The sequence below is a fragment of the Amycolatopsis sp. genome (assembly GCF_025464955.1).
Classification (GTDB): Bacteria; Actinomycetota; Actinomycetes; order Mycobacteriales; family Pseudonocardiaceae; genus Amycolatopsis.
In genome coordinates this window covers 26,776-53,649 of the sequence record NZ_JAODNM010000030.1, presented here as the reverse complement: position 1 = coordinate 53,649, position 26,874 = coordinate 26,776, and the positions used below count along the sequence as shown (strand labels likewise).

The window sequence follows — 26,874 nt, the reverse complement described above, 5'->3', positions numbered from 1 at the left end:
CCCGGCCTCGACACAACGACAGACACCAGCACCACATCCCTCCGCTCGCTGATCACCACCTGGCGACGCGGCGTACTAGACCCATGCCTGGAGGTACTGGCGTGAACAACATGACCACCAAGCCGGACACGATCCGGCCGTCCGGCTCGACCGGCGGCCCGTGGGTCTCCGACGGCAAGAAGCCGCCCATCTCGAGGCTGCGCGGAGGCGGCCGGCGGCGCAGTGTCCCGCACCTACTGCTGGGTGCACTGCTCGTGCTCGTGTGCGCGGCGGTGTTCCTGGTGGTGTCGCTCAACTCCGGCAACCGGGAACCGGTGCTGGCTTTGGCGCAATCGGTGGGTGTCGGGCAGGTGCTGACCGCGCAGGATCTCAAGCAGGTCGATATCGCCGTCGATGCCGGTGTGTCCGTTGTGGACGCCAGCCAGGCGGCCAGTGTGGTCGGCAAGACGATGTCCACGAGCCTGTCCGCCGGTTCGCTGCTCACCCTGGGAGCGGTGGGTACGGGCGGTTTCCCCTCGGCGGGGCAGGCCCTCGCGGCGCTGTCGCTGAAGTCCGGACAGTTCCCGCCCGAGGTCACGCCCGGCTCGCACGTGTCCGTGGTGTTCGTGCCCGGTCAGTCGGGCGCCACCGTGGCGAGCCCGCCAACGACGGACCAGTCGACGGTGTGGCCGGCGGTGGTCACGAGCGTGACCTCGCCGCCCAACCAGCAGATCACGGTGATCTCGGTGCAGCTCGGCGAGGCCGCCGCCCGCCAGATCGCGGCCGTGCCCGCGGGTCAGTTGTCCGTGGTGATGGTCTCGGGAGGTGGTCGCTGATGTTGGTCGCGGTGTTGTCGGTGAAAGGCTCGCCGGGGGTGACCACGTTCTCCGTCGCGCTGGCCGCGCGGTGGCCTGCGCCGGGTCGCGCCGTGCTGGTCGAGGCCGACCCTTCCGGGGGCGACCTGGCCACGCGGTTCTCGCTGGAGTCCACGCCGGGGCTGCTGAGCCTGACCGCGGCAGCTCGCCGAAGCGCTGATCCGGCGATGGTGTGGCAACACGCCCAAGCACTGCCAGGTGGGCTGCCGGTCGTGGCCGCGCCCCCGGACGCCGACCGTGCCCGGGGCGCGTTGTCCGCGCTGACCCCCGACCCCGCCGCCGGGGCAGGCATTCTGCGGGCGGCGGCGAACGTGGCGGACACGGTGGTGATCGTGGACTGCGGCCGGATGGACTCCGGGTCTCCGGCGCTGCCGATCGTGCGCGCGGCGGACGCGATGGTCCTGCTCACCGGCGCGCACGCGGACGACCTCGCGCACCTGCCGCGCCGGTTGCCGGCGATCAGCCGGTGGTCGGCGCATCCGGTGATGCTGCTGGCCGGCGAGGGCTACTCCCCCGCCGAGGTCGCCCGCGAGCTGGGTGTGCCCCCGCTGGGCCGGGTGCCGGATGATCCGCGTGGCGCGGCCGTGCTGTGCGGGCGGCCCAGTACGGTGCGGTGGGGCCGCACCGGACCGGCGCATTCGCCACTGGGACAACTCGCGCACAAGGTCGCGAAAGTGCTGGTGGCACAGCAGGCCCCGCCGCCGGACCTCCCGCACCAAGTGCCGGTCCCCCACCGCCCCGTGCCGGTGCTCCGGGCGGTGCCCGGTGTGCCGGGCAGCCCGGTATCGGCCAACGGCGTACGGCCAGCGCCGGTCCCACCCGGCCACCCGACCTTCACCGGCAGCAACCCCCGGGGAGGAGCGGCGTCATGACCTACCCGCCGAACAGCAACGGCTACCCGCCCCCGGTCCCGCTGCGCCCACACCAGCAGAATCCCCCGCACGGTGGCTGGCAGCAGACCCCGCCAGCCCGGCCGCCAGCGCCCCCTGGCTACGCCGGCTCGTCCACGCCCGACGCGTTCGGGGCGCCGGAACCGGTCGACACGTCGGCGGCCGTCGGCCGGCTGCGCCAGCACCTGCGCGACACCCTGAGCACCGAGCTGCCGCACAGGGTCGAGGACCAGCAGCGGCGCTCCGGCTCCTCGGTCACCCGCGAGGCCCGGCGTGCGCTGGCGCAGGCGATCCTGGACGACGCGATCGCCTTGCACACCGAACGCGAACTCAACGCCGACCGACCGCTGGTCGGCCCGGCGGTCGAGCAGCGGGTGATCAGCGAGGTCGTCAACGAGCTGTTCGGCATGGCCGGGCTCCAGCCGCTGCTCGACGACCAGCGGGTGGAGACCATCAACGCCAACCGGTTCGACCGGGTCTTCGTCCAGTACAACGACGGCCACCGCGCCCAGGTCGCCCCGATCGCGACGTCGAACGAGGAATTGACCGACCTGGTGCGGATGCTCGCCGCCCGCGCCAGCAGCCAGGAGCGGCGGTTCGACCAGGGCTCGCCCGCGGTCAACCTCCAGCTCCCCGGCGGGGAGAGGCTGTTCGCGGTGCTGGGCCTGACCGCGGGCGGGGTGACCTCGCTGTCGATCCGCCGGCACGGCTACCTCACCGTCACCCTCGCTGAGCTGCGGGCTCGAGGCACGATCGACGCCGGGCTGCAGGAGTTCCTGCGCGCATTGGTGCGTGCCAAGAAGAACCTGCTGATCACCGGCGGCACCGGAGCGGGCAAGACGACGCTGTTGCGGGCGTTGGCCGCGGAGATGGACCCGATGGAGCGCATCGTGACCATCGAGGACGCCTTCGAACTCGGGCTTGAGCTCGACCCCGACATCCACGCCGACGTGACCGCCTTCCAAGCCCGCGAAGCCAACATCGAGGGCGAGGGCGCCATCTCCCAGTCCGAACTGGTCCGCTGGGGTCTGCGCATGAGCCCGGACCGGGTGATCGTCGGCGAGATCCGGGGTCCCGAGGTGATCCCCATGTGCAACGCGATGTCGCAGGGCAACGACGGTTCGATGGCCACCCTGCACGCCTCGTCCTCCCGGATCGCCTTCACCCGCCTGGCCTCCTACGCCGCCCAAGGCGCCGAACGGCTTCCCCTGGAGGCCACCAACCTGCTGGTCGCCTCGGCGGTGCACTTCGTCGTGCACCTCGCGCGGGGCACCGACCGTGCCACCCGCGTGGTGTCCTCGATCCGCGAGGTCGTCGGCGCCGACGGACCGCAGGTCATCTCCAACGAGATCTACCGCCCCGGCGCCGACCGGCGCGCCCGCCCGGTGGCCGGGTCGATGCGCACCGACAACCTCGACGACCTCGTCGACGTCGGCTTCGACCCCGCCGTGCTGGAGCAGCCCGAAGGCTGGTGGGGATCATGACCGTCACCCTGGGCACCGCCGTGGCCGCGCTGCTCGGCCTGGGCGTCGGCGTGGGTCTGCTCCTGCTGATCATCGGCTGGCTCGGCGTCGACCCCGCCAGGCCCCGCCGCGTCCGGCCCCGGCGCCGACAAGGTGCATCTGGTGATCAGAGGCAGGCCCTGCGGATGGGTCTGGCGGTGGTGATCGGGTTGCTGACCGGGCTGGCCACCGGCTGGGTCGTCGGCGCCGTGCTGGCCGGTCTGGCGTGCTGGGCGCTGCCGCGTGTGCTGGGCCGCGACCCCGAGCACGCTCGCCGGGTCGCCCGCATCGAGGCCGTCGCGACATGGACGGAGATGCTGCGCGACACCCTCTCTGCCGCCGCCGGTCTGGAACAAGCGATCCTGGCTACCGCGCCGCTGGCGCCGCCGGCCATCCGCGGCGAGATCACCGAGCTGGCCGCCCGCATCGAGAACGGCGACCGCCTCGCGCCCTCCCTGCGTGCTCTGGCCGACCAGCTCGCCGACCCGACCGGGGACCTGGTGATCGCCGCGCTTGTGCTGGCCGCCGAGCAGCAGGCCCGCCAGCTCGGCGACCTGCTCGGGTCGCTGGCCCAAGCAGCCCGCGAGCAAGCCTCGATGCGGATGCGGGTGGAAGCCGGACGCACCCGCACGCGCACCTCGGTGCGAATGATCGTGGGCACCACGCTCGGCTTCGCCGTCGCCGTGGTGCTGCTCAACCGCCCGTACCTCTCCGCCTACGACTCGGTGGGCGGACAGGTCGTGCTGCTGATCATCGGCGTGCTGTTCTCCCTCGGGTTCGGCTGGCTGGTGCGGATCGCGCGCGTCACCGAACCCACCAGATTCCTCTCCATCACCGGCGACCCGACCCCGAGCCACTCCTCACAGGAGGGCGAAAGGCAGGTGGAACACCTGTGATCACCGCACTGGTTCTCGGCGCCGGACTCGGCATCGGCTTGTGGGCCCTATCCGTGTGGCTGTTCCCGCCCCGACCCGCACTGGGCGCGGTCCTGGCCCGCACGACCGCTCCCCCGGCGCCGACACCGATCCTGGCCACCGAGGACACCGGCTGGGCCGCGCGGATCGGCCACCCGTTCATCGCTCCGCTGCGCTCCCTCGGCCTTCCCGGCGAACGGCTGTCCCGCGACCTCGCGGTCATCGGGCGTCCGGTGGCCACGCACCTGGCGGAGAAGGCGACCTTGGCCATCGCCGGGCTGCTCGCGCCGGTCCTGCTGCAACTGCTGCTCACCGTCGCCGACCTGTCGCTCGGGATCGAGTTCCCGATCGCCGCCGGTCTCGTGCTCGCCGTGACCGGGTTCTTCCTCCCTGATCTGCAGGCGCGGACCGACGCGGCGAAGCTGCGCACCGGCTTCCGCCACGCCCTGTCCGCATATCTCGACCTGGTGTGGATCGCTCTCGCCGGAGGTGCCGGTGTCGACAGCGCGTTGAACGACTCGGTCACCATCGGCCGCGGGTGGGCGTTCGAGCAGATCGGGCGGGCACTGGACACCGCGCGGCTGACCCGCACCACACCGTGGGCGACGCTGCGGCAGCTCGGCGAGGAACTCGGCGTCACCGAACTCGCCGAACTGGCAGCCTCGGTCAGCCTGGCCGGCACCGAGGGCGCCAAGGTCCGCACTTCCCTGGCGGCCAAGGCCGGGGCGCTGCGCACACACCAGATCACCGACGCCGAAGGAGACGCCGTCGCCGCGACCGAACGCATGTCGCTGCCGGTGATGCTGCTGTTCCTCGGCTTCTTGGGGTTCATCGCGTACCCGGCACTCACGCAAGTCCTCAATGGACTGTGAACGAGTTCGGGGCATCAAGGGGAAGAACACAGGAGGAGAAAGAAATGTACCACCACTGGATGGCGGTGTGGACGGGACTGAAGGCGCGGTGGGAGTTGTTGCGCCGTGAGCCAGACGCCGGGTACTCGACGGAGACGGTACTGGTGACCGCGCTGCTGGTCGTGGCCGCGCTGGCGATCATCGCGATCATCATCGCGAAGGTGACCGCCAAGGCCAACGGAATCAGCCTCTAACGCCATGACCGGCACCACGCTCTCACCGCAACCGCCGTGTAGGGAGGCAACGAACATGGCGCTTGAGTCATGTAGTTGGCGCTCGGGTGGCGCTTGGCCATCAGGTTTGCGCTCACAAAGATCGGCAGACGCCAGTTCCCGCCAGGGGATTCACGCCGCGCCAGGCATTCTTGCCTCGTCTCGATTGCACGGGACATGTCGGTCATGCTCGAAGAAACCGCCAACTTCGCGGCACCTGCTCCGCGCTCGTACATGGCGGGCCACCGGGATTTACACCTGTCTCCCCAGGAGCCGACCGCGGACAAGCCCGCCCCAACCGCCAACTCCACCGAATCCCTACACGCGGGGACAACGCTCGCTGCCGCGACAGCGTCCAGGCCGACGCACGGGTGCGGCGAGCCGTGTTCGACGCGCGCTGCGGGGTGATCGCGGCTCGGTCAGTGTGGAATTGGTGATCGCGACGCCGCTGCTGTTGTTCATGCTGCTGGCGATCATCCAGTTCGCGCTGTGGTCGCACGCCACGCACATCGCGCAAGCCGCCGCCTCCCAGGGGCTTGCCGCCGCGCGAGCCCAGGACGGGACCGCGGCCGCGGGCAGCGCGAGCGCGCAGCAGATGCTCGACCAACTGGATTCCGGGCCGCTGACCGGTGCCAACGTGAACGCTGATCGCAGCGCGACTGCGGCGTCGATTCGGATCTCGGGCACCGCGACCTCGGTCGTGCCGTTCCTGCATCTGCCGGTGCACGCTGAAGCTGTCGGTCCTGTCGAGAGGTTCGTTCCCGACTTAGCAGGGGGCGGGTGATTGCCTTGTCAGCAAGGAAAATATCAGCATCACCGACGTCTGTCACGCACCCGCTGCAGGGGCTGACACGGCCACCGGGGCACCGGCGGCGTGGCTGGCGGCAGTGGGCTGCGTGGTGGCGCGCGGACCGTGGCTCCGTGGCGGCGGAAGTCACGCTGGTGGCCCCGTTCCTGATCATGTTGCTGGTGTTCGTCGCGGTGGTGATCCACCGGGGTGTCGACGCCCGGTTGCGGCTGGATGACGCCGCGCACGAGGCCGCCCGCGCGGCCAGCATCCAACGGACCTCGCCGACCGCGATCACGGCGGCGCAGTCCACCGCGGCCAGCGCGCTGTCCTCGGCCGGGGTGAGCTGCCAGTCCCTGGCCGTGGACACCTCCACCGGCGGAATGCAGCCGGGCGGCACGGTGTCGGTCACCGTGTCGTGCACCGTGAACTTCAGCGACGCCCTGGTCCTCGGCGTCCCCGGCCAGAAACAGCTCTCCGCCACCGCGGTCGAGCCGATCGACACCTGGCGGTCGGTCGCGGTCAACACCGGGGGCGGATCGTGACCCGCCGGGGGCGCCATGCCCGCGCCACGTGGTGGACACGCTGCCGGCGATGGTGGACACGGGGCGAGCCATGGTGGCACGCGGACGAGGGCCGGGTGACCGCGTTCGTCGTAGTGCTCACCATCGGCATCCTCGCCCTGGCCGGACTCACCCTCGACGGCGGCCTCGCGCTCGCGGCGAAGGTCCAGGCCAACGGCCAGGCCCAAGCCGCCGCCCGCGCCGGCGCCCAGGCCATCGACCTGACCGCCTACCGAGCCACCGGCACCCTCCAACTCGTGCCCGCCCAGGCCGTCGCCGATGCCCAGAGCTATCTCGCCGGCATCGGCGCGTCGGGCGCGGTGACGGTGACCGGTGACACCGTCACCGTCGCGGTCACCGCGATCGAGCACACCCAACTTCTCGGCATGGTCGGAATCTCCAGTCTGACCGTGCACGGCCAGGGAAGTGCCCACCCGCAACGGGGCGTGGTGAACGAAGACCGTGAGTTCGCGAATTCTGAAGCCTCGTCTGGAGGGAACTGACGTGGTTACCCCGCACAGGACGGTACCAGGACCCGTCGGTTCACGAACTCAGGTGAGTGTTCCCGCCGTTGTGGCGTCAATCAAGGTCGTCGTAGGTGCCGGGTGGATCAAGCGCGGCGCTGTAGCGAAGTGCACCTTCGACGGAGAGCCCGAACAGATCGCAGAGTCTGCGTATGTCGCCGCCTGTTTCGTTGAGTTCGTAGAGGATCCGGTCCTCACGCAGCGCCTGTGCCGACATGCCCAAACGTTGCGTCAGCCATTCGATCCGCACCGGGCCGAGATGGTTGGCACTGTTGTAGTGGATGAACAGGTGCTGGTTCGCGGTATGCGGCCAGCGTTGGCTGCGGTGTTCGAGATAGTCGTGCAGCCGTTCCCGAACGGGCGTGGCCATCGGGATGCTTCGACCAGGCAAGTGCAACCGGCCGTCGTGGATATCGGTGAGCTGCAGCGCGCGCAGCTGGTGGGGCTGCAACGCGTAGAAACCGACCAGAGCGGCGATTACGGCCTGCGCGGGGTCCGGGGAGAACAGTGCTGCGCGAATCTGCTCGACAGGTTGCGGCAACGGAACGCGGTCGGATGGTTTGTCGGCCCGGATGCGCGTGGTGGGATTGATGAACACGACCTTGTGCGCCTTCAGCGCGCCCATGATCGAACGCAGACCCTGCAACATGGTGTGACGAGGCGTACCGGAGGCGGGCAGGACCGCCAGGACGTCTTCGCGAGTGATCTCGCGCAGGTGCTCGTGCCCAGAGTCAGCCCAGGCGAGCAGGGCCGGCAATGCCCAGCGCAGCTTCAGCCGGATGGTTTTGCCAGCGCGCGGTCTACTCCTTGGCGGCACAGTACTGCCGTCCTTCATCACGTCGAACCAGATCCGCAGTCCGGTGACCATGTCGGCGGGCAGAGTGGCCGTCTTCGCGGTGAACCAGCGTTCGATGGTGGGGACGCGGTCATCGTTGAGGAAACCGGTTATGGCCAGCACTTCGAGGATCCGGCGTACTGGTACGTCCAGCGTGGACAACGCGGTCACCTCGCTGGCGTTGATGGCCGCGCCGGGGGTGTCCTGCAGTCCGAGCAGGATGTGCAGGCCGGCGCGGGTGCGGGTGGCGACTCGGGTGTCCCAACCATGATTGCGGGCATGTTCGGTGACGTGGTCGTCGAGGTAGGACGCCAATTCGGAATCTCGAGGTGCGGGGAACCGGCTGTACTTGCCGAGATGCACTTCTCGGCGCAAGGTGAGTGCGACGAGTTGCTGGTGGTTCACCGGTGTCCGGGATGGCTTCGGTTGCGCGGCCCAAAGTCGCCGTCGCTGGATTCTCGCGGTACGGGCCGCGCGGACGCCGAGGCCGGTGAACATGTCAGCGAAGAACAACTGGTGGCCGTGTCGGCGAACGTAGGCACCCAGGTCCTCTCGCGCGTCTTCTGGAATCCAGAGGGTTTGCTTCCGACATGGTCGGCAGGTGCCGGCGACGTCGACATGGAGTCGGCGCCGGCAGGCTTGACAGTCGGCAAGAGCGGGGTGGTTACGGCGCCACGAGCGACATCCCTCGCAGAGCCAGTTGTTGCCACGTCGGGTTCCCCAAGCATGGCAGTCCGAGCAGGAATCTGTTGTCAGAGGGGAGAAACGGTAGCAGCGTATGCACAGACCTGCTGTGTAGTAGTCGTTGGTGGAGCCGCATTTTCGGCACGGTGGCGGGGTAGTCGGGCCGGAGGGCTGGCACTGGTGGCAGTAGTCCGAACCCGATTGTTTGACTGGCCGCTTGCCGCACCGTGTGCACGGCCTCGGTGTTGTATGGTCGTTGTCGCGCAGGGCGTCGAAGATGGTCCATTGCATCTCTGGATTCGGCGGCGTTGGGCTGGCAGCGAAGCGTGCGGTCGGCCCGGGGCAACGATTTGGTGGCCCGGAACGATTCCCGGTAGGGCCTCTGCTGCGGAACATGTCGGCGAAGAACAGTTGATGGCCGTGCCGAGCCGCCTCGACGATGTTGTCGTTTCCGAGCATGTCGGCGTGGCGCCAGCACAATCGGCAGACTCCGAGATCTGGGTCTACTGCCAGGCGGCGGCCGCACGCCGCGCAGTCGCCCTCGTGCCTGCGCTGCCGCCAGCCGCGGCAGCCTTGGCACAGCCATTTTCCCGTCCTGGTCGCGCACCAGGCGTAGCAGTCGACGCACGAGTCGATCCTCAACGGCGAGAACCGGTGGCAGCGTGTGCACAGCCCCGCGCTGTAGTAGTTCTCCGTTGTGCCGCATCGTGTGCACGGTGGCGGAATCTGCGGTCCGCCAGGCTGGCACTGGTAGCAGTACCGCGACTGGCGGTGCTTGACTGGTCGCTGGCCGCACGTGTGACATGTCTGGGGCCACGGCCGACCGCTCATGCCGGTGGCGTGGTCCGGTGTCGGCCGAACCGAGGCGTGACGACGGTGCCGCCGGTCGTGGCTTCGGTGGTCTTGGGCGGAGTGAGGGCGGCGACCTTCTCCGGCTCACGAATGAGCAAGTCGGTCGGCTCGCACTCCAAGACCGCGCAGATCACGTCAAGGTCATCCAAGCGGATGGTGGTGGGGGTACCGGTCCATAGGGCGGACATTTTCCCGGCGCTGACCTCGAGCCCTGCATCAGCCAGTCTGCGCCGGAGTTCGGTGGATTTCCAGATTCCCTGTTCGGCGGCTCTCATCCGCATGTTCCATCGCATCAGGTCACCTTTGCTCACTGGTGAGGCGGGATTCCGCTCGCTGGTTCGCCGTGGCCCAGGCGTGTTCGATGTGATCGGCGTGGACGTGGATGTACCGGGTGGTCGTCGAGAGCCATTCGTGACCGAGTATCTCTTGTATAGCTTTAAGATCCATGCCTCGCAGATACAGCGACGAGGCGCAGAAGTGCCTCAGTCCATGCGGTGTCAGTTCTCCTTCCCACGCGGGAAGCCAGCGACTGATGGCTTTCGTCAGTCCCGTCCGCAGGGTGTCGTCTCCGGCGCGGGTATTCAATCCGGTGTGACGGTCACGCCGTTCGCTGGGAAGCAGGGGTGCGTCGGGGTCGGACCAGTCTGGTCCGAATTGGTGACGGACGTCGGTCAGCCACCAGTCCATCAGAGCGTCGACATCGTTGATGGCCGGTACGACTCGTGGTTTGGGGCCCCGGCCGCGGCTGCCCTTGCCGAATCGGACGTGCAGCTTCCCGTGTCTGCCGATGTCTGGTCGCCAGTCACGAATGTCCAGCATGACGGTCTCGTTGATCCGCAGCCCGGCTCGGCGCCACAGCGAGGCAGCCAGGTAGTCCCGTGCTGCTGGAAGGTATTTCCGGGCGTGAGGCAGTGCGTCTCGCCACGAAGTGAACAGCACGTCGATGTCGTCCTGCGACGGAGGGACTCGCGATGCCACGTAGTCCGGTCGGCAGGGACGGTTGAACTCGTCGACGGGTTGTTCGAAGACGTGACCGGTCAGAGCGTGGATGTCGCCCTGGTAGCGGAGAACAAGAAAGTCGAAGAAAGCAGCCAACATCCCGGTCTTGTTGTAGACGGTGGACGGGGCCCGGCCGCGCTTGCGCTGGTCGTACAGGAACCGGTCGACGTCCTCGGCGTGTGCGGTCCAGACGGGACGGCCCACGAAATGGAGGAATTCGAACACGACAGATCGATAGCCGGCAACGGAGTCGTCGGTGACGCCGGCGCCAAGCAGCGCGAGCGCGAACTGGTCGACCAGTTCTTGCTCGAAGTCTTCCAGTTCCTGGGCCGTGCGCAGCCGTCGCGCGGACCCCAACGATCGCACCTCAGCGAGCACTACGGACACCTCGGTTCAGCGAAGGACGAGTTATGTCGTGAACATCACGATTCTGTCGGAAATCTCGAACGTTGGTCGGTTTTTCCACGCGAACGAGTGAACCCGTCTCCACCTGCGCATAGCCCTGACCAGGGCACCTGCGCGCTGCCGGAACTCACAACAGTTCAGGTAATCGAGCCATGACCACACCGCCTCGCCCACACCAAGTGCAGCACCTCACAGGAAGGACCGCAAAATGGCCACCGCGCAAGAGATCGAGGACCGTGTCGAGCAGGCCGACGCAGCACGCAGCGCGACAAGAGCTGCTGCGGCACAGCAGGTCAGCGCGCTCGCCGAGCGCCGAGCCGCCATTGCCGAGCAGCTGGCCGACATCGACGACCAACTCGGCGACACGCTGGCCACCGCCAGCAAGGTCATGAGCATCACCGAGTTGGCCACGTTCACCGACATCCCTGCCGCAGACCTCACACACTGGCACACCCCGGGAAAACCGAGCCGCAGCAAACGCAAGAAGCCCACCACAGGTACAGCCGCCACCGGGAATACCACAAGCCGGGGACCGTCCACGACGAAGACGTCGACACCCGGCCAGGAACCCGCACCAACCGAGCCCGCCGCATCCCGCACCGCCGCTGCGCAGGCGCCCGCGCGCGTCCCGGCCGAGGTGTCCTGACGTCCATCGACGACGCCCGCCGGGCAACGTCGTCGGGGTAGGCCGATTAAGACTGCGGGCGCACGTCGCCTCTCGGGGTGGTGCCCGTCGGGCCGCAAACCCTGTACTGCCAAGGAATCGAGTTAGCCGTGACCGCAACCTCACATCGATCCCGCCAGCAACCCGCGAGGCAATCGGGTTCGGCTCGTCGTGCCTGGCGGCGGGTGGCCGGGGCCGTCCGGTTGTTCGGCCGGCTGCTACGGGGTCTGGTTGCCGCCATCGTGCTGACCGCGCTCGTCGGCGGACTGCCGTGGGCGTTGGTGCACTACGTCGGCTGGCCGCTACCGCACCACGTCCCGACCTGGCCGGACCTGCAAGATTTCCTGATCACCCCGATGAGCACCGCGTTCCTGCTGGACTTCCTCGCCTGCGCGTGCTGGATCGTGTGGTTCTTCTTCACCCTCGACGTGCTGCGCTGCACGATCGACATCGCCCGCGGCGCACGGTGGCCGGACCTCTCCAGCGCCGGTCCGGTGCACACGATCGCGGGCGTGCTGATCGGCGCGGTCCTGCTCGCGGTGCTGGGCAACCGTCCCGCAACCGCCCCCAGCGACCCGTCCCCGGGCGCGCTGGGCACCGGGACACCGGTCGCCTCGACCGCGCCGGCCTGGCAGAACACCGCGTCACCCAGCACGTTCACCGTGCGGGAGGCAGTGTTCAGGACCCAGGCCGACGACGCCACAGCCGCGAGCACGCCGGCGGCATCGTCTCCGGTGTCGGTGATCGTGCGCTCGCCGGACAACGGCGTGCACGACTCGTTGTGGCGCATCGCGCAACGCACACTCGGCGACGGCGCCCGCTGGCCGGAGATCTTCCACGCCAACGAAGGCAAGCCGCAGCCCGGCGGGCGGACGTTCACCCAGCCCAGCCTGATCTACCCCGGCCAGGAACTCGACCTTCCCGCCTCCGCGGCGCCACCGCCTGTAGCGCCTCCGGTGACAACGCCACCACCAGCTCCCGCTCCCCCATCTTCTCCCCCGGCCACGTCACCGCCGACCACGGCACCGCCGCCCGCCAGCTCGATACCGTCAACTCCGGCACCACCCACCCACGCCTCGGCGCCGGCCACCGGCTCGCAACCGGCGACTCGGGAACCGGGCTTCGGATGGGGGCAGGACCTGTTCGTCGGCCTCGGGTTGGCCGCCGCGGTCAGCGCGGCCTTGCTGGTCGCGCGTCGCCGTTACCGTGCCCGGTACCGGGCCGGCAGCGGCGATCGTGAGGACTTCCCGGTCGCTCCGGTGGTCTACCAGCTGCGGCTGGCGCACTTGCGCTCCGAGCAGGACGACGAGACCGACCTCGACGGCAACGACATCGACGGCGCCCCGTCCCGGCGCGGTGTCGTTGCTCCGGCGAGGATGATCGGCGCACCGGAGACCGGCTTCGACGAGGACACCGCAGTGGCTGCGCGCTTGGGGGTGCGCGATGGCAGGGAGATCGCACTGAACCTCGCGGTCGCCCGTGGACTCGGGCTCGTGGGCGCCGGCGCCCCGGCGGCGGCCCGCGCGCTGCTGGTCTCCGCACTGAGCACCAGCAACGACCACAAGGCGGGCGCGGCCGGTACGAGCGTCGTCGTCCCCGCCGAGGATCTCCCGCCGCTGCTCGGACGCGCAGCGGCCCGCACGCAGTTGCCTGCGGCCCTGCGCGTGGCCGACAGCCTCGATGCCGCGCTGGACGTGCTGGAGGCCGAGATCCTGGTCCGCGCGGGTGCCGGCACCACATCCGGGAACGAGCCTGGGGCCTGGCCCGCGCTGGTGCTGGCCGCCACCGTGCACGAGCACCAGCGGCCGCGGCTGCAAGCGGTCCTGGACAACGGCTCGCCCTTCGGGATCACCGGGCTACTGCTGGGCCAGTGGCAGCCCGGTGTCACCGCCTACATCCGCGCCGACGGCACCGTGTCGGCCACCAGCCCCGGCCTGGGCGAACAGTTGCGCGGCGCCCGGATGTTCCGCCTCGCCGACGCCGACACCGCTGTCCTGCTGGAGCTTCTGCACCACGCCGACCCCGAGCCCTCCACCCAGAACGAGGCGCCAGCCCCGCGAGGGCCACGACCGTACGTCCCACCGCCAGCAACCCCGCCCGCCCCCGCGCCCGCGATGGCCGGCCCCGATCCGGCCAGCGAGGTCAGCAGCGTGCGGCCGATCCGGGACATCGAGCTGGAAGTCACCGAGACGGCCGAGCCACCGGCGGTGACCGACACCGAGCTGGAGATCATCGGCCCGCGTCCCGTGCAGGCGCCCGGCGTCCGGCTACGTGCCAACCAGGACCTTCGGCAACCCGTCGCAGACGCGGCACCGAGTGCCACGACAACGACGACCGCCGGCGAGGTCGGCCGCGTCGCCGGCGCGAGCACGGTGGCGCCGGCCGCAGACGCTGGCGCGCGAGCCTCGGTGCCGGTTCGAGTCGAGGTACTCGGTGCTCCGCGGGTGTTCTGGCGGACCGGCCACGACACGACCGACGCGCGGGAGGTCACCGGGGCGTTCCAGCCTCGCACCCGTGAGTTGCTGGTGTTCCTGGCCCTGCACCCCGACGGCGCCAGCCGCGAGGCGCTGGTAGCGGCGTTGTGGCCGGACACGCCTTCGGAGCGCTCGACCAACTCGCTGAACACCGCCTTGTCGCGGTTGCGGCGCTCGGTGAGCGCCGCAACCGGCGGCACCCTGTCGGAGATCGTCATGGCGGGCGAATACCGCTACCAGCTGGACCCGGCGTTGGTGGCCGTCGACTTCTGGCACTTCGACGCCGCCGTGGCCGCCCGCCGGGCCGCCACGACCGACCAGCGCCGGGTGGACGCCTACCGGGCGATCGTGGACAGCTACGGCGGCGCGCTGGCCGACGGCATGAGCACGGAGTGGCTCGAGACCGCCCGCGAGGCGATCCGCCGCGACGCCATCGACGCCGTCGCCGCGCTGGCCCGCGCCCTCGTCGCTGACGACCCCCAGCAGACCCTCGACCTGCTGGAGATCGCCCGCGCGTTCGACCCGCACAACGAAGCCCTCTACCGCGACATCATGCGGCTGCAGGACCGGCTCGGACTGACCGACGCCATCCCCCGCACACTGACCCTGCTGACCACCAGACTGGCCGAGGTCGACAACCGGCCCACCGAGCACGCGATCGGGCTGGCCGCCCGACTACGCCGACGCCACGACGACAGCCCCTCCGCTCAGCCCACATCAGCCTCCGGCGGCGGGCGTAGCCGCTCCGCGGCCGGGTGAGTGGCCGACATGGTCACCGAGCGGATCGGGCTCCGTCGTCCCGCCCCGGACTGGCTCAGTCAGAATTTTCTAGTCGCCGTCATCTTCGTCGTCGTCGATACCGCCGGAGTCGAGCTCCTCGATCCCGGTCAGCGTGCCCACGTCACGGCCGCGCCGCCGGCTGTACGCCTGTGCTTGCGCGATGAGTTCCGTGTGCGCTTCCGCCCAGTCGATGAAGGGGTCGGCAAGTTCCAGGAATTCAAGAGCCTCCTGATTCAAAGAATAGAATACTTTAGGCGGAAAGGTCTCCATGTCGCGTTCGCGTGCCAAAAGACCTTCTTCGGTCATTTTTTTCAGCGTCCGCGCCAGCATGCTATCGTGCAGAATAGCGTGTTTGTCCGACCATTCTTCACCGATGGAATACGAGTTGATAGTGGAAAGTATCTCGACTCGCCGCATTGGACCATCCGACAGCGTGACCAGGATGGCCAGTGTCCACTTGTCCCCGACGAGGTACTTCAGGTCATACAACCGTCGAAGAAACCTCTCGGCCCCCACCTTCATAGCGTCTCCCGTGTCCCGTGACCCGGCCCCCTCGCCGCGCCTGTCATCCCAAGGTGCGGCAAGCGTGCCCCCGTGCCCGCCGCCGGCGTGATCGTGCCTGTTCAGCGCGACCGCACCGCCCCACACCGCCTCTCTTCGCATCGGCAACGAAGATGTCCACATTACGCCAAACGGCGGATGCTGCGCAGCGTATTCCTGCTCAATTCATACCGTGAGTATATGTCACGCAGAGTAGCGATGTGGGTGTTGCCCTGCACCCACGGTAGCCTCCAGTGGGGGTTCATACGGGGGATCATGTTGGGGATCAACCGGGGGTTCACCTTAGTGGACCAGTTCATGCGGGCCGGGAAGGTGCTGGTCAAGCGCATCGCAAGGGGATCCGCTGGTGTCCCAGACTCGCTTGGCCACAAGCCGGAAGACACATCGGGGCGGGCTGGCTGGCCTGCACTCTCTCGCCCCCACCTGCTTCACTTTCTGCTATCCCCTCACTTTCTTCCCCTCCTTCCTTCACCTTTCTATTATTCATTTCTTCTCCCTCCATTTCTTCATATCCCTGCCCTGCTCGCCACCTCACTCGTTACCGGCGGCCGGCGCGCCCGGGACCCAGCGCGAATTCACTGCCGTCAACGCCGGGAATTCCGACCGTACGGACGGCTTTCTATTCATCAACAATGGCGGCGGCGCGCCCGCACGAAAAGAGTCTTGAAAATTGGTGGTGTTTTGTGTTGCGCGCGGCGCGGCGCAGAGTCATAATTGAATTGTCACCGGGAAACCGGAAACCACACCGAATACCACACCCGGCGCGAGCCATGTCCAACGATAGGAGCCGATGATGCCGCACACCAATGACGATGTGATGACGTTGCGCCGCGCCGCCGGATTAGCCGGGCACGACCACGGCTGGCAGCACGCGGAATCGGTCAACAAGGGCGACGTGGGTGGCCTGTACGCCGATCCCGTTGTGCCCGAACGATTCCACGCCGTCGCAAGTTGGTACGCCGCCGCCTACGCCGACGGAATTACCGGGTTCTTCGACACCAAGTGACACCGCCCGACGACTGCCAGACCGAAAGGACGCCCCGCGATGACCACGCCAGCCACGCCGACGACCGCCCCGGCGGCACCCGGTACCACCACCGCCGCCCCGGCGGGCGGGCGGTTGCCCAATGGTGAACTCCGCCGACGGGTGGCGGAAGTCCTCGCCGCCCGCGCGGGTACGGACATGACCCCGCGCACCATCGCCGCCGAACTCGGCGGGAAGTCCTCGGGGGCGATCGGCAACGCACTCGCCGCGCTCACCGCTGGCGGCTACGCCGAACAGACCTCGGCCAAACCGGTCCGCTACCGGTCGACCCCGACCACCGCCGACGCCGCCGCCGCGCCGGTGGCGGTCCCGACCGGTACGCCCCGCCGCCGCCCCCGCACAACGCCGCGCACCACCACGCCGCCCGCAACCACCACGCCGACACCGCCCGCCCCGACAGCGGCTCCGCCCGTGACCGGTCCGGTTACCCGCCCGAACGGGCAGCTCTACCACCCGCGCACGCTGTCCGGGATTCCGGACGTGACCGCCCTGCGGAAGTTGCGTGACGCCGGGGTCGCGGCCCTGTTGTACGGACCACCCGGAACCGGGAAGACGTCGGTGATCGAGGCCGCGTTCGGCGACCTGATCACCATCCAGGGCGACGGGGACACCACGGTCGCCGACATCGTCGGCGAGTACACCCAGACCAAGGACGGGAACTTCGAGTTCGTGCACGGCCCGCTGGTCCGCGCGATGCGCGAAGGCCGGACCTTGCTCATCGACGACGCCACCCTCATACCGCCGACCGTGCTCGCCGTGGTCTACCCCGCGATGGACGGCCGCCGCCAGATCATCGTCAAGGCCCACGGCGGCGAGGTCGTCGACGCCGCCCCCGGTTTCTACGTCGTGGCCGGACACAACCCCGGCGTGCACGGCGCGGTACTGACCGACGCGCTCGCGTCCCGGTTCTCCGTGCAGATCCAGGTGTCCACCGACTACGACCTCGCCGCCCAGCTCAAGATCGACAAGCGGGCGGTGGCGGTGGCACGCAACCTCGCCACCCGACAGGCCAGCGGCGAGATCAGGTGGGCACCGCAGCTGCGGGAACTGCTGGCGTTCCACAACCTCGCCGACGCGTTGGGTGCCGACGCCGCCGCCGGAAACCTGATCAGCACCGCCCCGGAAGAGGACCGCGACATCGTGGCGACCGTCGTACGCACCGCCTTCGGTAAAACCGTCGCCCCGCTGGCACTCGGTGCCCGCATCTAGCCACAACTCACCCGCCCGACCGTTTCCGGAAAGGACCGACCGTCATGACCGCGCACACGATCGCCGACCCCGCCGCCACCGGTTCGGCCGTGTTCCCCGCCGCGCCCGGATGGGACGCGCTCTCCGCCGCGCTCACCGCCGAGGTCCCCGTGATCGCCGACCGCGACGACCTCATGGTCACCATCGCACCCGGTGCCGGACACGGTGCCCCGGCGTGCTTCCTGCACGCCACGGCCGTTATCGAAGTCGACGGTGCCCACATGCCGGTCGACCCCGCCACCGCCCGCCCGCACCTGACCAGCGACCGCACGCGCTACGCCCCCATGTGGGGCGCGCTGACCCACGAATGCGCCCACAGCAAACACACCCGGTGGCACGCCGCCGTACCCGAGGACACCGACCCCGCCATCGTCGACGCCGCCCTGCTGCTCGAAGAGCCCCGGATCGAACGCGCGCACATCCGCCGCCGCCCCGATGACCGACACTGGCTGCGCGCGTGTGTGAAGACCATCGTCACCGGTGGGCTCAAACTGGACGACCCCGCCTTCCCGGCGGCAATGACCCCGCGCGACGCCGCCCACACCGCCGCGCTGTTCCTGGGACGCACCGACGGCGGCATCCTCACCCGCGCCGAAACCGCCCCCGTCGCCCGTGCCGTGGAGACCGTGCTCGGCGCGGAGAAACTCGCCCAACTGCGGGCGGTGTGGCGCGCGGCATTCCGGGTAGCCGACGACGACACCGACGCCATGATCGACCTCGGCCGTACGTGGTGCGAGATCATCGGCCCCGACCCCGACACCACCCCGCCGCACCTGTCCGACCCCGCCGACCCGTGCGGCACCCCGTCGCCGTCACCGCTGGCCGACGCCATCGGCAAGACGCTGGGGAAGGTGGCGCGCGCGGTCGCGCGGGCGACACTGCCCGAGGACCCCGCCGAGACCGCCGCCCGGAGGAAGGCCGCCGACGACGACGCCCGCCGCCGCGCGGACGAGGCCGCCGAGAAGGTCTTCGCCGCCACCCCCGGTCGTTCCCGTCACGGCGAGACCAAGATCGGCGGCACCCGCCCGCCGACCGCCGCCGAACGCACCGCCGCGCGCGTGCTGGCGCGCGCGTTGACCACCGCCGGGGTCCGGGACCGGGTCGCGACGAAGACCACCTCGCCGATCCCGCCCGGACGGCTGCGGATGCGGGGCGTGCTGGCACGCGAGGCGCAACGCGCCGCCGGGGCCATGCCCACCGCCGAGCCGTTCACCCGCACCACCCGCACCCCGGTACCGACCCCGCCGTTGCGCCTCGGCATCGCGTGCGATGTGTCGGGGTCGATGGGCGGGTTCGCGGGTCCGGTCGCCTCGACCGCGTGGATCATGGCCAACGCCGCCGCGCAGGCCCCGGTGCCCGCCGAGACCGCCACCGTGATCTTCGGCTATCAGGTCCGCCCGATCACCCGCCCCGGGACCACACCGAAGTCGGTGACGGAGTTCGCCGCGCGGGACGACTGGGAGGCCATCGACACCGCGATCGACGCTCTCGACGGTGCGCTCGGCCTGTCCCGGCCCGGTGCCGCGCGGCTGCTGGTGATCGTGTCCGACGGCTACGTGCCCGACCAGCTGCGGCGCAACGCCCAACGGCTTGCCGATCGGTTGCGCGCCACCGGATGCGCGGTGTTGTGGTTGTCCCCGGACGACGACGGCGACCCGCTGACCGGGGCGACCGTGCACGTGATGGCCGACCCCACCACCACCGCGCAGGCCATCGGCCGCGCCGCCACCGCCGCCCTGCGCGCCGCCACCCACTAGCCCGGCGGGGTCCGGGGCGGGCCGCCCGCCCCGGACCCCCGCCGACAACCGACCCACCTTCGGAGGTGTTCCGACCATGAACGACAACCGCATCGCGACCGTGGCCGACCTGATCGCCACGCTCGGCCGCTACGACCCCGCCACGCCCGTCCGATGCGCCACCCAACCCGGCTACCCGATGGAGCACACGCTCGCGCGCGTCGCGTGCACATCGGACGACGCCGACGGCGACGGCACACCGCCGACCGACCCGCCCGTCGTGTGGCTCGGCGTCGGTGAGCAACTGGGATATCTGCCCGCACCCGCCGCCGACATCTTGGGGTGGACATGAAACCACCACGACCAGCGCGCACCGAACTCGCCACCCTGGCCCCGATCCGCCAGTGCCGCGCCCGGAACGAGTCCGGCAAGGCACCGACCACACAGACGAAAGGCTTGTCATGACCGCCGTGATCACCCAACTGGACCAGACCGCAGACGCCACCACGACCTGTTACTCCTATACCCGCATCGTCCAAGTCGGCGAGCACATTGTGAGTGTCGCCATCGACCGTGACGCCTGCATCGACCGCAGCCTCGCATACGTCCAACTGATCGACGACCAGACGAGGTGGAAGCTGCTCGACGATGAGCCCGCCACCACCTGGTGGGACACCACTCCGACCCCGAGCACGCACGTTGACGCCGCCGCCGTACTCGGCCCGGTCGCCAACGAACTCTTGCGCCGTGCCAGCACAATCCTCGCCCCGGCACCGACCACGCCCACACTGTCGCCCCACGTTCTCGACGCCGTCAGCGCCCTGCTGGCGACGATGTACGGCGACAACGGCGACCGCCGCATCACCCCAGACGACATCGCCTGGGCGACCACCTACGGCGGCAGGCTGCACGTCATCGAGCACGACGAGGGCAGCGTCACCTTCACCAAGGCCCACCGCGAGCAGTGCCCGTTCATTACCAGCTCGGGCAAACAGGACTGTGACGACGACTGCGACTTCGAACACCCCGCCGACCCGCAACGACGGCACGGCCAGTGAGCACCACCGCCGACTTCTACGACCAGCGCGGCCCGTCCGCAGTGCGGCTCGGCTCGATCCAGGGCGACGCCGACCCTGAAACCGTGCGCGGCCTCGGGTGCGGGCGGCTGCTGCTGGCGGCGACCGACCCGTTCACCTACGGCGACGGCGCGGCCGACCTCCTCGATTGCTGGATCGACGAAAACCTCGGCCACGGCTACCACCCGCGCAAGGGCTGGCCGTGGTCGTGGCCGGACAGCCGGGACACTGACTGGGTGTTCACCTACATCCACGGCCGGGTATGGATCACAACTGGCCGGGCGTGGCTGCCCGCCGAGCCCCTGGTCGAGCGCTACAACGCAACTAGTGAATGTGAGGGGAGCAAGCATGACTGAGGACAATCAACCGAGCGCTGAGAACAAGGTCTCCCGGCTCTTGGACTTCCAGGAGCGCTGCCCGGACTGCGCTGTCGCGGTCGGCGAGGCACATCCCGGCGACGAGTACGACGGGTGCGATGTCGCGCGCTGTCTGGTCACTGGACTCCAACGGCTGAGCTGCGAAGCCGACCACGACTGCGGCCAGGACGTGTGGACCGGGTGGTGGCCCGGACAACTCGACTGCGAACAGCTCGGCTGGATGATCGGCCCCGGTCTTCCCGACCTCAACCGCCTCTACACCCAGGCCGTGTGGAACCCCGAACGCTGCCAGTGGGTAAAACCCACCTGAATCGCCTCGTCCTTGCCCTGCGGCGACTTCCGACGTGTCCGCGCCGCCCTTGCACGGCGGCCTGTGGCTCACACCCTGACCTGGACTTCCCCACATTCATACGAGCGCGCCGAAGATCGCGACCTTCACCGGGAACGAGCTTTCGCGGCGTGTCGATCCCGATCACGCAGTCCCTAACGGGCTCGTGCCGACAGACCTACCTCTTCCGCCCCACCGCGGAGAGGTTTACGCCCTCGCCCACAAACCCCCCAGCGCCGGCCGGAGTCGTGCCTGTCGAGACGCCGACTCCTGGTGGGCGCACCTCGCCAGCCAGACGTCGACGCGCTGTCCGTAACACTTCATCCCGGCCGCGATCATGCGTCCCCCATCCCGGTACCCGCCGTCGCCAGTGACGAAGCGGTTGCGGGAACCACCACGTAGTCCGCCAGCCGAACCGGACTGCCCCACGGTCAAGCCATCGTGTCGGCCCGGTAATCAGGCGAACGCAAACGTGGTGGTGTCCCAACGGTCGCCGTTGGGACACCACCACATTCGGGCATGTTGTGCGGTTAGTTCGCTGCTGTTGTGGCAGCTGCCTCCGCCGGGGCGAGCGCGAAACGCCTCGGCTTGTCGTTGGTCTTCGCGGCGACACCGTCCTCGACGAGCTTGTCCAGGGCGTTGCTCACCGCACCCGAGGATTTCCCGCCCAGTTCCTTGGCGATCGCGGTGGGACCGAACTCCTGGCCGGGGTGGTCGCGCAGGTAGTCCTCGACCATCCCGCGCAACGCGCCCGGTACCAACCGTGGCTTGTCACTCGCCGGGTCGGCGGCGGTCGCCGCGCCATCGTCTGCAGCTTGTGTCTCGTCGCTGGCAACGGGCTCGGCGTCGCCGGGGTCAGTCTCGTCGGCTGTGGGGAAGGTCGGTTCGGTACTCGGCGATTCGGCGGCTTCCCCCTCGGCGGGGGCGGCGTCGATATCGGTGATCGTCCACAGGTCGGCGGCGCGCCGACCGCCCTCGACGATCCCAGCGGTGCGGGTGACGCTGCCGTCAGCCTCCCACTTGACGAGGATCTTCTGCGCGGTCGACTTCCCGATCTTCGCCGCCACGGACAGGTCGGCAGCGGAGCTGTTCGGGTTGGTGTGCAATGCCTCCCACAGCTTGTCTTCGGTGTCCGTGCGGGTCGTTGCGGCGGTCTTCTGGTCGGGAACCGACCGCAGCGCGGTGGCGGAGCGGGTCGTGGCGGTGGTGCTGGTTTTGCGGGTGCGGGTCTTGCTGGACATGACGTCCCTCGATTCATGGATTTGTGATCGGTGGTGGTCATGCCCCGGCCGGAGCGGATGTGGCCCCCGGTGCGCTGCCGGTGTGTGCGGGCTACACCACTATGAACGCTTCCTTCGGCCCATGAAGTCAAGCGGCGTCGGCAAACAAGACGACCGTCTCGTGTGGATGGTGGTGTTGACCTGTGAATCGTTGCTCCACACGGGTCCAATCCGACCACGACGGCCACATAGGCGTTGACAACTCCGCGTTCACGAAGCGTCCATACATGTCGGCCAACCCGGCCCGTCACACCGCATAACCGAAGGGACGTATAGACAATGACGACCGACCACGACAACCCCGAACCACCCGAACCAACCCCCAGCGCCACCGTGGACACCCCGCAACCCGCCCCCGCACCCGTGGCCGCCAACGCAACCACCGGGGCGTCACAGCCGCATGACGAGGCGTCGATCCGGGAATGGGAAGGGCTGAGGGCGGACACGATCATCCTCACCCCGGCGTTCACCGCGACACCGATGCGGAGCCCTGACAACGTCTGGGCGATGCTCGTGTCGGCGGTCGCCATCGTCGGCGACACCGATCCCGACCGTGCGGGCGAGGTGGCCCTGTTCGCCGGACAGTGGGTTGTCGACCAGCCCCCGGCCGATAGCCTCTACGACGGGGATCTCGTCGTACGCCTGAGCTCACGAGCGAGTACGGGGCACGAGAACGAACCACGCTCGCGGGACGTCTCCACCGATGTCGAGATGCTGCTGGCCCGCCACGGCCGCTGGCAGCGAGTCGCCCAGTGGCACGGCGTCGACGATCACTGGCCACGTATCGTCGCGCCCACTGCCGCCGCCGTGATGGGGCTGCACTGCGATCTCACCGAGGCGGTCTCGGGGTTCGAGGACACGGTTGCGCTCGACGCCGAAGCGGGCGACGAGCTGGGCTGGAACCGTCGCAACCTCGAGGTGCGTCACACCGCGCGGATCCGGGCCGACGGGACGATCGCCCTCGCCGACGGGCGGGTATTTGCGACCCCATCCGGTGCGGCCACCGCGTTGAGCGGCCACCAGCAGAACGGCTGGGTCACGTTCCAGCGGGCATCCGACGGGCGGACGTTGGGCGACCTGCGCGCGGAGCTTCGCGCACGGAGCGGTCAGTAGTCCGCGCGCATTCCCGTACATGTCACACCGGATGCGGGCGTGCGGCGATACCGTCGCGCGCCCGCATCCGGATACCCCGGAAGAGGTGCACCATGACCCGATATGAGTCCACAATAGAATGCTTAGTCCTGTGGGGAACGCGAGCCGGGATCGGCCCCGGCTACACATTGGAGGCCGTCGCCGTCCGGCTCAGCGAGGACATCGCCGAGCTGCGCGACGAGGGGGGCATCCCCGCGCACGTGCGCACCGTCATCGGGATCCTGCCGCAGCAGCGGGTGCTGGAGATCCGGGTCGAGGGTCTGTCGGTCGAGGCCGACCCGGACCGCACCACCATCCGCGAGGTGGCCAACACGCTGTTCGAATTGGCCAGCTACTTCAACATCGTCGCCCTCGACCCCGCGACCCCGCCGCTGTTCACCCAGCGCATCCTGCTCGTCGGTCCCGACGGCCACCCCTTCAGTGCTATGGTGGGCGCGGCCGTCGGCGACGTCGAACCTCTTACGGCGCAACGGAACCAGTCGGACGCGTAGCCCCCGCGTAGTCGTCTCCCTTGTACCGGTAGGACTGGATTTTCACAGTCTGACCAAAGTCCGGCGCGTCGATCATCATCCCGCCGCCGATGTAGAGCCCGACGTGGTGAATGTGCGCGGCGGTGCCGTAGAAGACGAGATCCCCGGGCAGCAGCGGCTGTCCGTCGGGTACGCGCGGCCCCGCCCGGAACTGCGAGTCCGCCGTGCGGGGTAGAGTGACACCAGCTGCCTTGTAGGCGGCCGAGGTGAGACCGGAGCAGTCGAATCCGCCGTCTGCCCCGCCATTGCCTCCCCACACATACGGCAATCCCCTTTGCCCACAAGCATGATTTATCGCGGCCAGCGCAACCGCGCTGGTCGCCTGGATGGCGTTGCAGTCGCCCGTGCCCACCGACGCGGCGGCGTCCGAGTACTCCTTGGCCTGGTCCAGCACTTCCTGCACGTACCACTCCGCGTGGTTGTAGGCGAAGATCGCCGAGTGCAGATCCCCACGTCCCGCCCCGCTGTCGCACAAGTAGTACGCGGCGGCGTAGATCGCGTCGTGCGGGTTGTACCGCGACGGCAGGCTCGCCCCGCCCGGCGGGAGCGGGTGCCGCGCCACCACACCGTCGAAGGTGCCCTGCAGGAACTGCATCGGCCCAGCGGCCCCAAAAGCGTTGGCACCGCTGGAAACACCCGGCAATGTGGACCGACCGTGGTTGGTCTCGATCTTACCGATCGCAGCGAGGATCGACCAGTCCAATCCTGGGCATACCCCAGCGGCCTCGCGGTAGAGGGCGAGGTAGTCGGCGGGAATGTCGGCCAGCGCGGTAGCGCTGGGCTGGCTGCCGCCGCCCAACACCGCCGAGATCGCCCCGGACACCCCGGCGGCGATCAACAACGGGATCAGGATGATCACCCCGATCGCGGCCACGCCCACTTTCGCGATCACCGCCTGCCCGTGCTCGGGCCGCGCGAGGTCGCCGGCGGCATCGGGGCGGGCGCCGGGGCCATCAGCGCCGGCGAGTCCGCGCCGCTCTGCTCGTCGTCGGCCTCGGTGACCGGCGGCGGGACGTGCGGCCACGCACCCAGCAACTGGTGCAGACCGCGCCGGACGGGTGTTGCGCCGTGGCTGTCCAGCGGGAGCCAGACCTCGTCGGCGGGGCTCGGGTGCTCCGCGGCGGGGTTGAGCAGCTCGGCCGCGGCGGTGGCCACCGGCACCGAGTCCGGGTCGTCGAGCTCACGCCACACCTTGTGCAGCAACCGGCGGGCGGTGGCCTCGCGCCGGGAGGTCGGCAGCCAGATCAGCAGTGGTGTGGTGATGCCGGTGGCCTCGGCCAGCGCGGCGTACCCGGTCAGCTTGCCGGTGAGTTTGCCCAGGACCTCGGTGCCGAAGTCGTACTCCAGGAAGAACTCGACAGTCTGCCCGTGGGCGGTCCACCGGCCGTAGGCGTCGGGCTTGATCAAGTCCCCGAAGTGGCGTGCGCAGCGGGCCTCGGCCCACCACGCATCCAGGGCGGCGTGCTCGCCGGGATCCGGGTGGCGGGCGTGGTCGACCAGGGCGGTGAACCACTCGTTGACCCCGACGGTGTGGGCCAGGCGCAGGCTGTGGGCGATGCCGAACGCGCGGTCGTGCCGGTAGCCGAGCTCTTTGACGTCGAGGCCGTCCTCGGCGGCCAGCACCGCGGCCCCGGCCGGCGCGAGCACGTAGTGCATCGGGGCCGTGCCGACCGAGACGAAGGGCTGGAAGCGGTCGAGCACGCCCCACTGGAACAGCTCGCGCAGCCGCATCCGGCCCGACCGGAAGCTGGGGAAGGCTAGGGCGGTGACCTGGTGGGCGGTGAGGACGCGGTGCTCGTGGACCATGCGGATGATCCACCGGTCCCGCGGTGTCAGCCGCCAGGCGAGCAGACCTTGATGGTCGGCGGTGTTGGCCGCGCGCGGAGTCGGCCGGGTCGCTTTGTGGCCGCGCAGGGAGCGCTGCCTGGTGGGGTTAGTGATCATGGGGCGAGACCTCCAGTGGTTGATGGCGAATGTTCTTGCCTGTCGTGTTGTCACGACGTTCATGGCAAACACTTTCGGCGAGAGGGATCCCTCTGGCCGGATGTGAGAATTCAGCGTCAGTGCGACTCTCTGGGTGGCATCATGGTGGCCATGACGTCGCATATCGGAGCGCTCTCCGCTGGTCAACGCAAGATTTCGGGTCACCATGGGCTGCGCAAACCGCCGCTGAAGACCCGTTTGCGCACCGTCGTTCGTTTACTTGACGCCGGTACGATCTCGGCTGTCGTGCTGCTTCCCCTGGTACCGCACTATTACGACCATCAGGCATGGTCTTTTTGCCTCAGTCTTATCGCGGTTTTGCTGCCGGTTGCGCTCGTCTTCGTCCGGCACATGGTGGTCATCAGCTACTGCAGAGACGCCAGTGGCGTAACGGAGCTTCGTCGCATGTCGACGCGGTTCTACTGGAATTCCGCCTTGGGTGTGACAGCGATCTTCGTCACTCAACTCTTCCTGCCGAACAACTTGAAGGGGATTGATACGGCGTTCCTGACCATCATCGTGTTGGCCTTGAGCAGGGCAACCGACGTGCTCACGATCATGCAGAATTTTCGCAAGATCCAATCGAGCGTCCCGTACATCTCGTTACGCACGATCGACAAACGAAGGGGGATTACCTCTCGGGAGTTGAACGGCCGTGACCGCAAGCTCACCCACTCCCGTCGGTAGTCCGTGGTCGGTCATACTTGT

Annotated in this window: 28 protein-coding genes; 21 read left to right on the top strand and 7 right to left on the bottom strand. The window is 69.1% G+C overall.

Annotation, left to right across the window (positions count from 1 at the left end; translation table 11 throughout):
- The first annotated feature begins 110 nt into the window (after positions 1 to 110).
- The 9 genes from JWQ81_RS04965 (at position 111) to JWQ81_RS04925 (ending at position 7,136) form a co-directional block, all read left to right on the top strand.
- Entirely contained in the window at positions 111 to 815 is a 705-nt protein-coding gene (locus JWQ81_RS04965) for an SAF domain-containing protein (RefSeq protein ID WP_297538391.1), read from the top strand.
- Entirely contained in the window at positions 815 to 1,726 is a 912-nt protein-coding gene (locus tag JWQ81_RS04960) for a chromosome partitioning protein (protein WP_297537977.1), read from the top strand. Before JWQ81_RS04965 ends, JWQ81_RS04960 begins: the two co-directional genes overlap by 1 nt.
- Entirely contained in the window at positions 1,723 to 3,228 is a 1,506-nt protein-coding gene (locus tag JWQ81_RS04955; protein ID WP_297537975.1) for an ATPase, T2SS/T4P/T4SS family, read from the top strand. The genes JWQ81_RS04960 and JWQ81_RS04955 overlap by 4 nt, the downstream gene beginning before the upstream one ends.
- A complete protein-coding gene (locus JWQ81_RS04950; RefSeq protein WP_297537973.1) occupies positions 3,225 to 4,142 on the top strand; it encodes a type II secretion system F family protein in 918 nt (305 codons plus the stop codon). Before JWQ81_RS04955 ends, JWQ81_RS04950 begins: the two co-directional genes overlap by 4 nt.
- Positions 4,139 to 5,032 (top strand): secretion system protein, encoded by an 894-nt coding sequence (locus JWQ81_RS04945; protein ID WP_297537972.1) that lies wholly within the window; start codon positions 4,139 to 4,141, stop codon positions 5,030 to 5,032. Before JWQ81_RS04950 ends, JWQ81_RS04945 begins: the two co-directional genes overlap by 4 nt.
- Positions 5,033 to 5,076: 44 nt before the next feature.
- Entirely contained in the window at positions 5,077 to 5,265 is a 189-nt protein-coding gene (locus tag JWQ81_RS04940; protein WP_297537970.1) for a hypothetical protein, read from the top strand.
- Positions 5,266 to 5,707: 442 nt separating this feature from the next.
- Positions 5,708 to 6,067, top strand: coding sequence for a TadE/TadG family type IV pilus assembly protein (locus JWQ81_RS04935; RefSeq protein ID WP_366942259.1), 360 nt, complete (start codon positions 5,708 to 5,710; stop codon positions 6,065 to 6,067).
- A gap of 137 nt (positions 6,068 to 6,204) precedes the next feature.
- Positions 6,205 to 6,615, top strand: coding sequence for a TadE/TadG family type IV pilus assembly protein (locus JWQ81_RS04930; RefSeq protein WP_297537968.1), 411 nt, complete (start codon positions 6,205 to 6,207; stop codon positions 6,613 to 6,615).
- Positions 6,616 to 6,710: 95 nt separating this feature from the next.
- Positions 6,711 to 7,136 (top strand): hypothetical protein, encoded by a 426-nt coding sequence (locus JWQ81_RS04925; RefSeq protein ID WP_297537967.1) that lies wholly within the window; start codon positions 6,711 to 6,713, stop codon positions 7,134 to 7,136.
- Between the two features lie 76 nt (positions 7,137 to 7,212).
- Here the strand turns inward: JWQ81_RS04925 and JWQ81_RS04920 are convergent, their stop codons facing one another.
- The 3 genes from JWQ81_RS04920 to JWQ81_RS04910 all read right to left on the bottom strand — a co-directional run bounded on the left by JWQ81_RS04920 (position 7,213) and on the right by JWQ81_RS04910 (position 10,893).
- A complete protein-coding gene (locus JWQ81_RS04920; RefSeq protein ID WP_297537966.1) occupies positions 7,213 to 8,505 on the bottom strand; it encodes a hypothetical protein in 1,293 nt (430 codons plus the stop codon).
- Positions 8,506 to 9,503: 998 nt separating this feature from the next.
- The gene (locus JWQ81_RS04915; RefSeq protein ID WP_297537965.1) at positions 9,504 to 9,821 is read right to left on the bottom strand and encodes a helix-turn-helix transcriptional regulator; all 318 of its coding nucleotides are present in this window, start codon (positions 9,819 to 9,821) and stop codon (positions 9,504 to 9,506) included.
- A gap of 4 nt (positions 9,822 to 9,825) precedes the next feature.
- Positions 9,826 to 10,893 (bottom strand): tyrosine-type recombinase/integrase, encoded by a 1,068-nt coding sequence (locus JWQ81_RS04910; RefSeq protein WP_297538388.1) that lies wholly within the window; start codon positions 10,891 to 10,893, stop codon positions 9,826 to 9,828.
- 247 nt (positions 10,894 to 11,140) lie between these two features.
- Here JWQ81_RS04910 and JWQ81_RS04905 point away from each other — a divergent pair, with 247 nt between their 5' ends.
- Complete coding sequence (locus JWQ81_RS04905) at positions 11,141 to 11,578, top strand: hypothetical protein (protein WP_297537963.1); 438 nt, start codon at positions 11,141 to 11,143, stop codon at positions 11,576 to 11,578.
- A 128-nt stretch (positions 11,579 to 11,706) separates the two neighbouring features.
- A complete protein-coding gene (locus JWQ81_RS04900) occupies positions 11,707 to 14,829 on the top strand; it encodes a BTAD domain-containing putative transcriptional regulator (RefSeq protein WP_297537960.1) in 3,123 nt (1,040 codons plus the stop codon).
- A gap of 69 nt (positions 14,830 to 14,898) precedes the next feature.
- Here the strand turns inward: JWQ81_RS04900 and JWQ81_RS04895 are convergent, their stop codons facing one another.
- Positions 14,899 to 15,372 (bottom strand): winged helix-turn-helix transcriptional regulator, encoded by a 474-nt coding sequence (locus JWQ81_RS04895; RefSeq protein WP_297537958.1) that lies wholly within the window; start codon positions 15,370 to 15,372, stop codon positions 14,899 to 14,901.
- A gap of 832 nt (positions 15,373 to 16,204) precedes the next feature.
- Here JWQ81_RS04895 and JWQ81_RS04890 point away from each other — a divergent pair.
- The 7 genes from JWQ81_RS04890 (at position 16,205) to JWQ81_RS04860 (ending at position 21,203) form a co-directional block, all read left to right on the top strand.
- A complete protein-coding gene (locus JWQ81_RS04890) occupies positions 16,205 to 16,417 on the top strand; it encodes a hypothetical protein (RefSeq protein ID WP_297537956.1) in 213 nt (70 codons plus the stop codon).
- Positions 16,418 to 16,456: 39 nt separating this feature from the next.
- A complete protein-coding gene (locus tag JWQ81_RS04885) occupies positions 16,457 to 17,665 on the top strand; it encodes an AAA family ATPase (RefSeq protein ID WP_297537954.1) in 1,209 nt (402 codons plus the stop codon).
- Positions 17,666 to 17,709: 44 nt separating this feature from the next.
- The gene (locus tag JWQ81_RS04880; RefSeq protein WP_297537953.1) at positions 17,710 to 19,461 is read left to right on the top strand and encodes a vWA domain-containing protein; all 1,752 of its coding nucleotides are present in this window, start codon (positions 17,710 to 17,712) and stop codon (positions 19,459 to 19,461) included.
- 76 nt (positions 19,462 to 19,537) lie between these two features.
- Positions 19,538 to 19,792, top strand: a complete 255-nt coding sequence (locus JWQ81_RS04875) for a hypothetical protein (protein WP_297537952.1) — start codon at positions 19,538 to 19,540, stop codon at positions 19,790 to 19,792.
- Between the two features lie 109 nt (positions 19,793 to 19,901).
- Positions 19,902 to 20,498: a hypothetical protein gene (locus JWQ81_RS04870; protein WP_297537950.1), complete on the top strand. Its 597-nt coding sequence runs from the start codon at positions 19,902 to 19,904 to the stop codon at positions 20,496 to 20,498.
- Positions 20,495 to 20,872, top strand: a complete 378-nt coding sequence (locus tag JWQ81_RS04865) for a hypothetical protein (protein ID WP_297537948.1) — start codon at positions 20,495 to 20,497, stop codon at positions 20,870 to 20,872. The genes JWQ81_RS04870 and JWQ81_RS04865 overlap by 4 nt, the downstream gene beginning before the upstream one ends.
- Entirely contained in the window at positions 20,865 to 21,203 is a 339-nt protein-coding gene (locus JWQ81_RS04860; protein WP_297537947.1) for a hypothetical protein, read from the top strand. Before JWQ81_RS04865 ends, JWQ81_RS04860 begins: the two co-directional genes overlap by 8 nt.
- A 548-nt stretch (positions 21,204 to 21,751) precedes the next feature.
- Here the strand turns inward: JWQ81_RS04860 and JWQ81_RS04855 are convergent.
- Positions 21,752 to 22,462: a helix-turn-helix domain-containing protein gene (locus JWQ81_RS04855; RefSeq protein ID WP_297537945.1), complete on the bottom strand. Its 711-nt coding sequence runs from the start codon at positions 22,460 to 22,462 to the stop codon at positions 21,752 to 21,754.
- A 318-nt stretch (positions 22,463 to 22,780) separates the two neighbouring features.
- Between JWQ81_RS04855 and JWQ81_RS04850 the strand changes: the two genes are divergently transcribed.
- Positions 22,781 to 23,614, top strand: a complete 834-nt coding sequence (locus tag JWQ81_RS04850; protein WP_297537942.1) for a hypothetical protein — start codon at positions 22,781 to 22,783, stop codon at positions 23,612 to 23,614.
- A 92-nt stretch (positions 23,615 to 23,706) separates the two neighbouring features.
- Entirely contained in the window at positions 23,707 to 24,144 is a 438-nt protein-coding gene (locus JWQ81_RS04845; protein WP_297537940.1) for a hypothetical protein, read from the top strand.
- On the opposite strand, the gene JWQ81_RS04840 is transcribed toward JWQ81_RS04845, so the two are convergent.
- Positions 24,113 to 25,075, bottom strand: coding sequence for a bifunctional lytic transglycosylase/C40 family peptidase (locus JWQ81_RS04840; RefSeq protein WP_297537938.1), 963 nt, complete (start codon positions 25,073 to 25,075; stop codon positions 24,113 to 24,115). The genes JWQ81_RS04845 and JWQ81_RS04840 overlap by 32 nt on opposite strands.
- The gene (locus JWQ81_RS04835) at positions 25,072 to 26,127 is read right to left on the bottom strand and encodes a replication-relaxation family protein (RefSeq protein ID WP_297537936.1); all 1,056 of its coding nucleotides are present in this window, start codon (positions 26,125 to 26,127) and stop codon (positions 25,072 to 25,074) included. Before JWQ81_RS04835 ends, JWQ81_RS04840 begins: the two co-directional genes overlap by 4 nt.
- 150 nt (positions 26,128 to 26,277) lie before the next feature.
- On the opposite strand from JWQ81_RS04835, the gene JWQ81_RS04830 reads away from it, so the two are divergent.
- Complete coding sequence (locus JWQ81_RS04830) at positions 26,278 to 26,853, top strand: hypothetical protein (RefSeq protein ID WP_297537934.1); 576 nt, start codon at positions 26,278 to 26,280, stop codon at positions 26,851 to 26,853.
- The last annotated feature ends 21 nt before the right edge of the window (positions 26,854 to 26,874 follow it).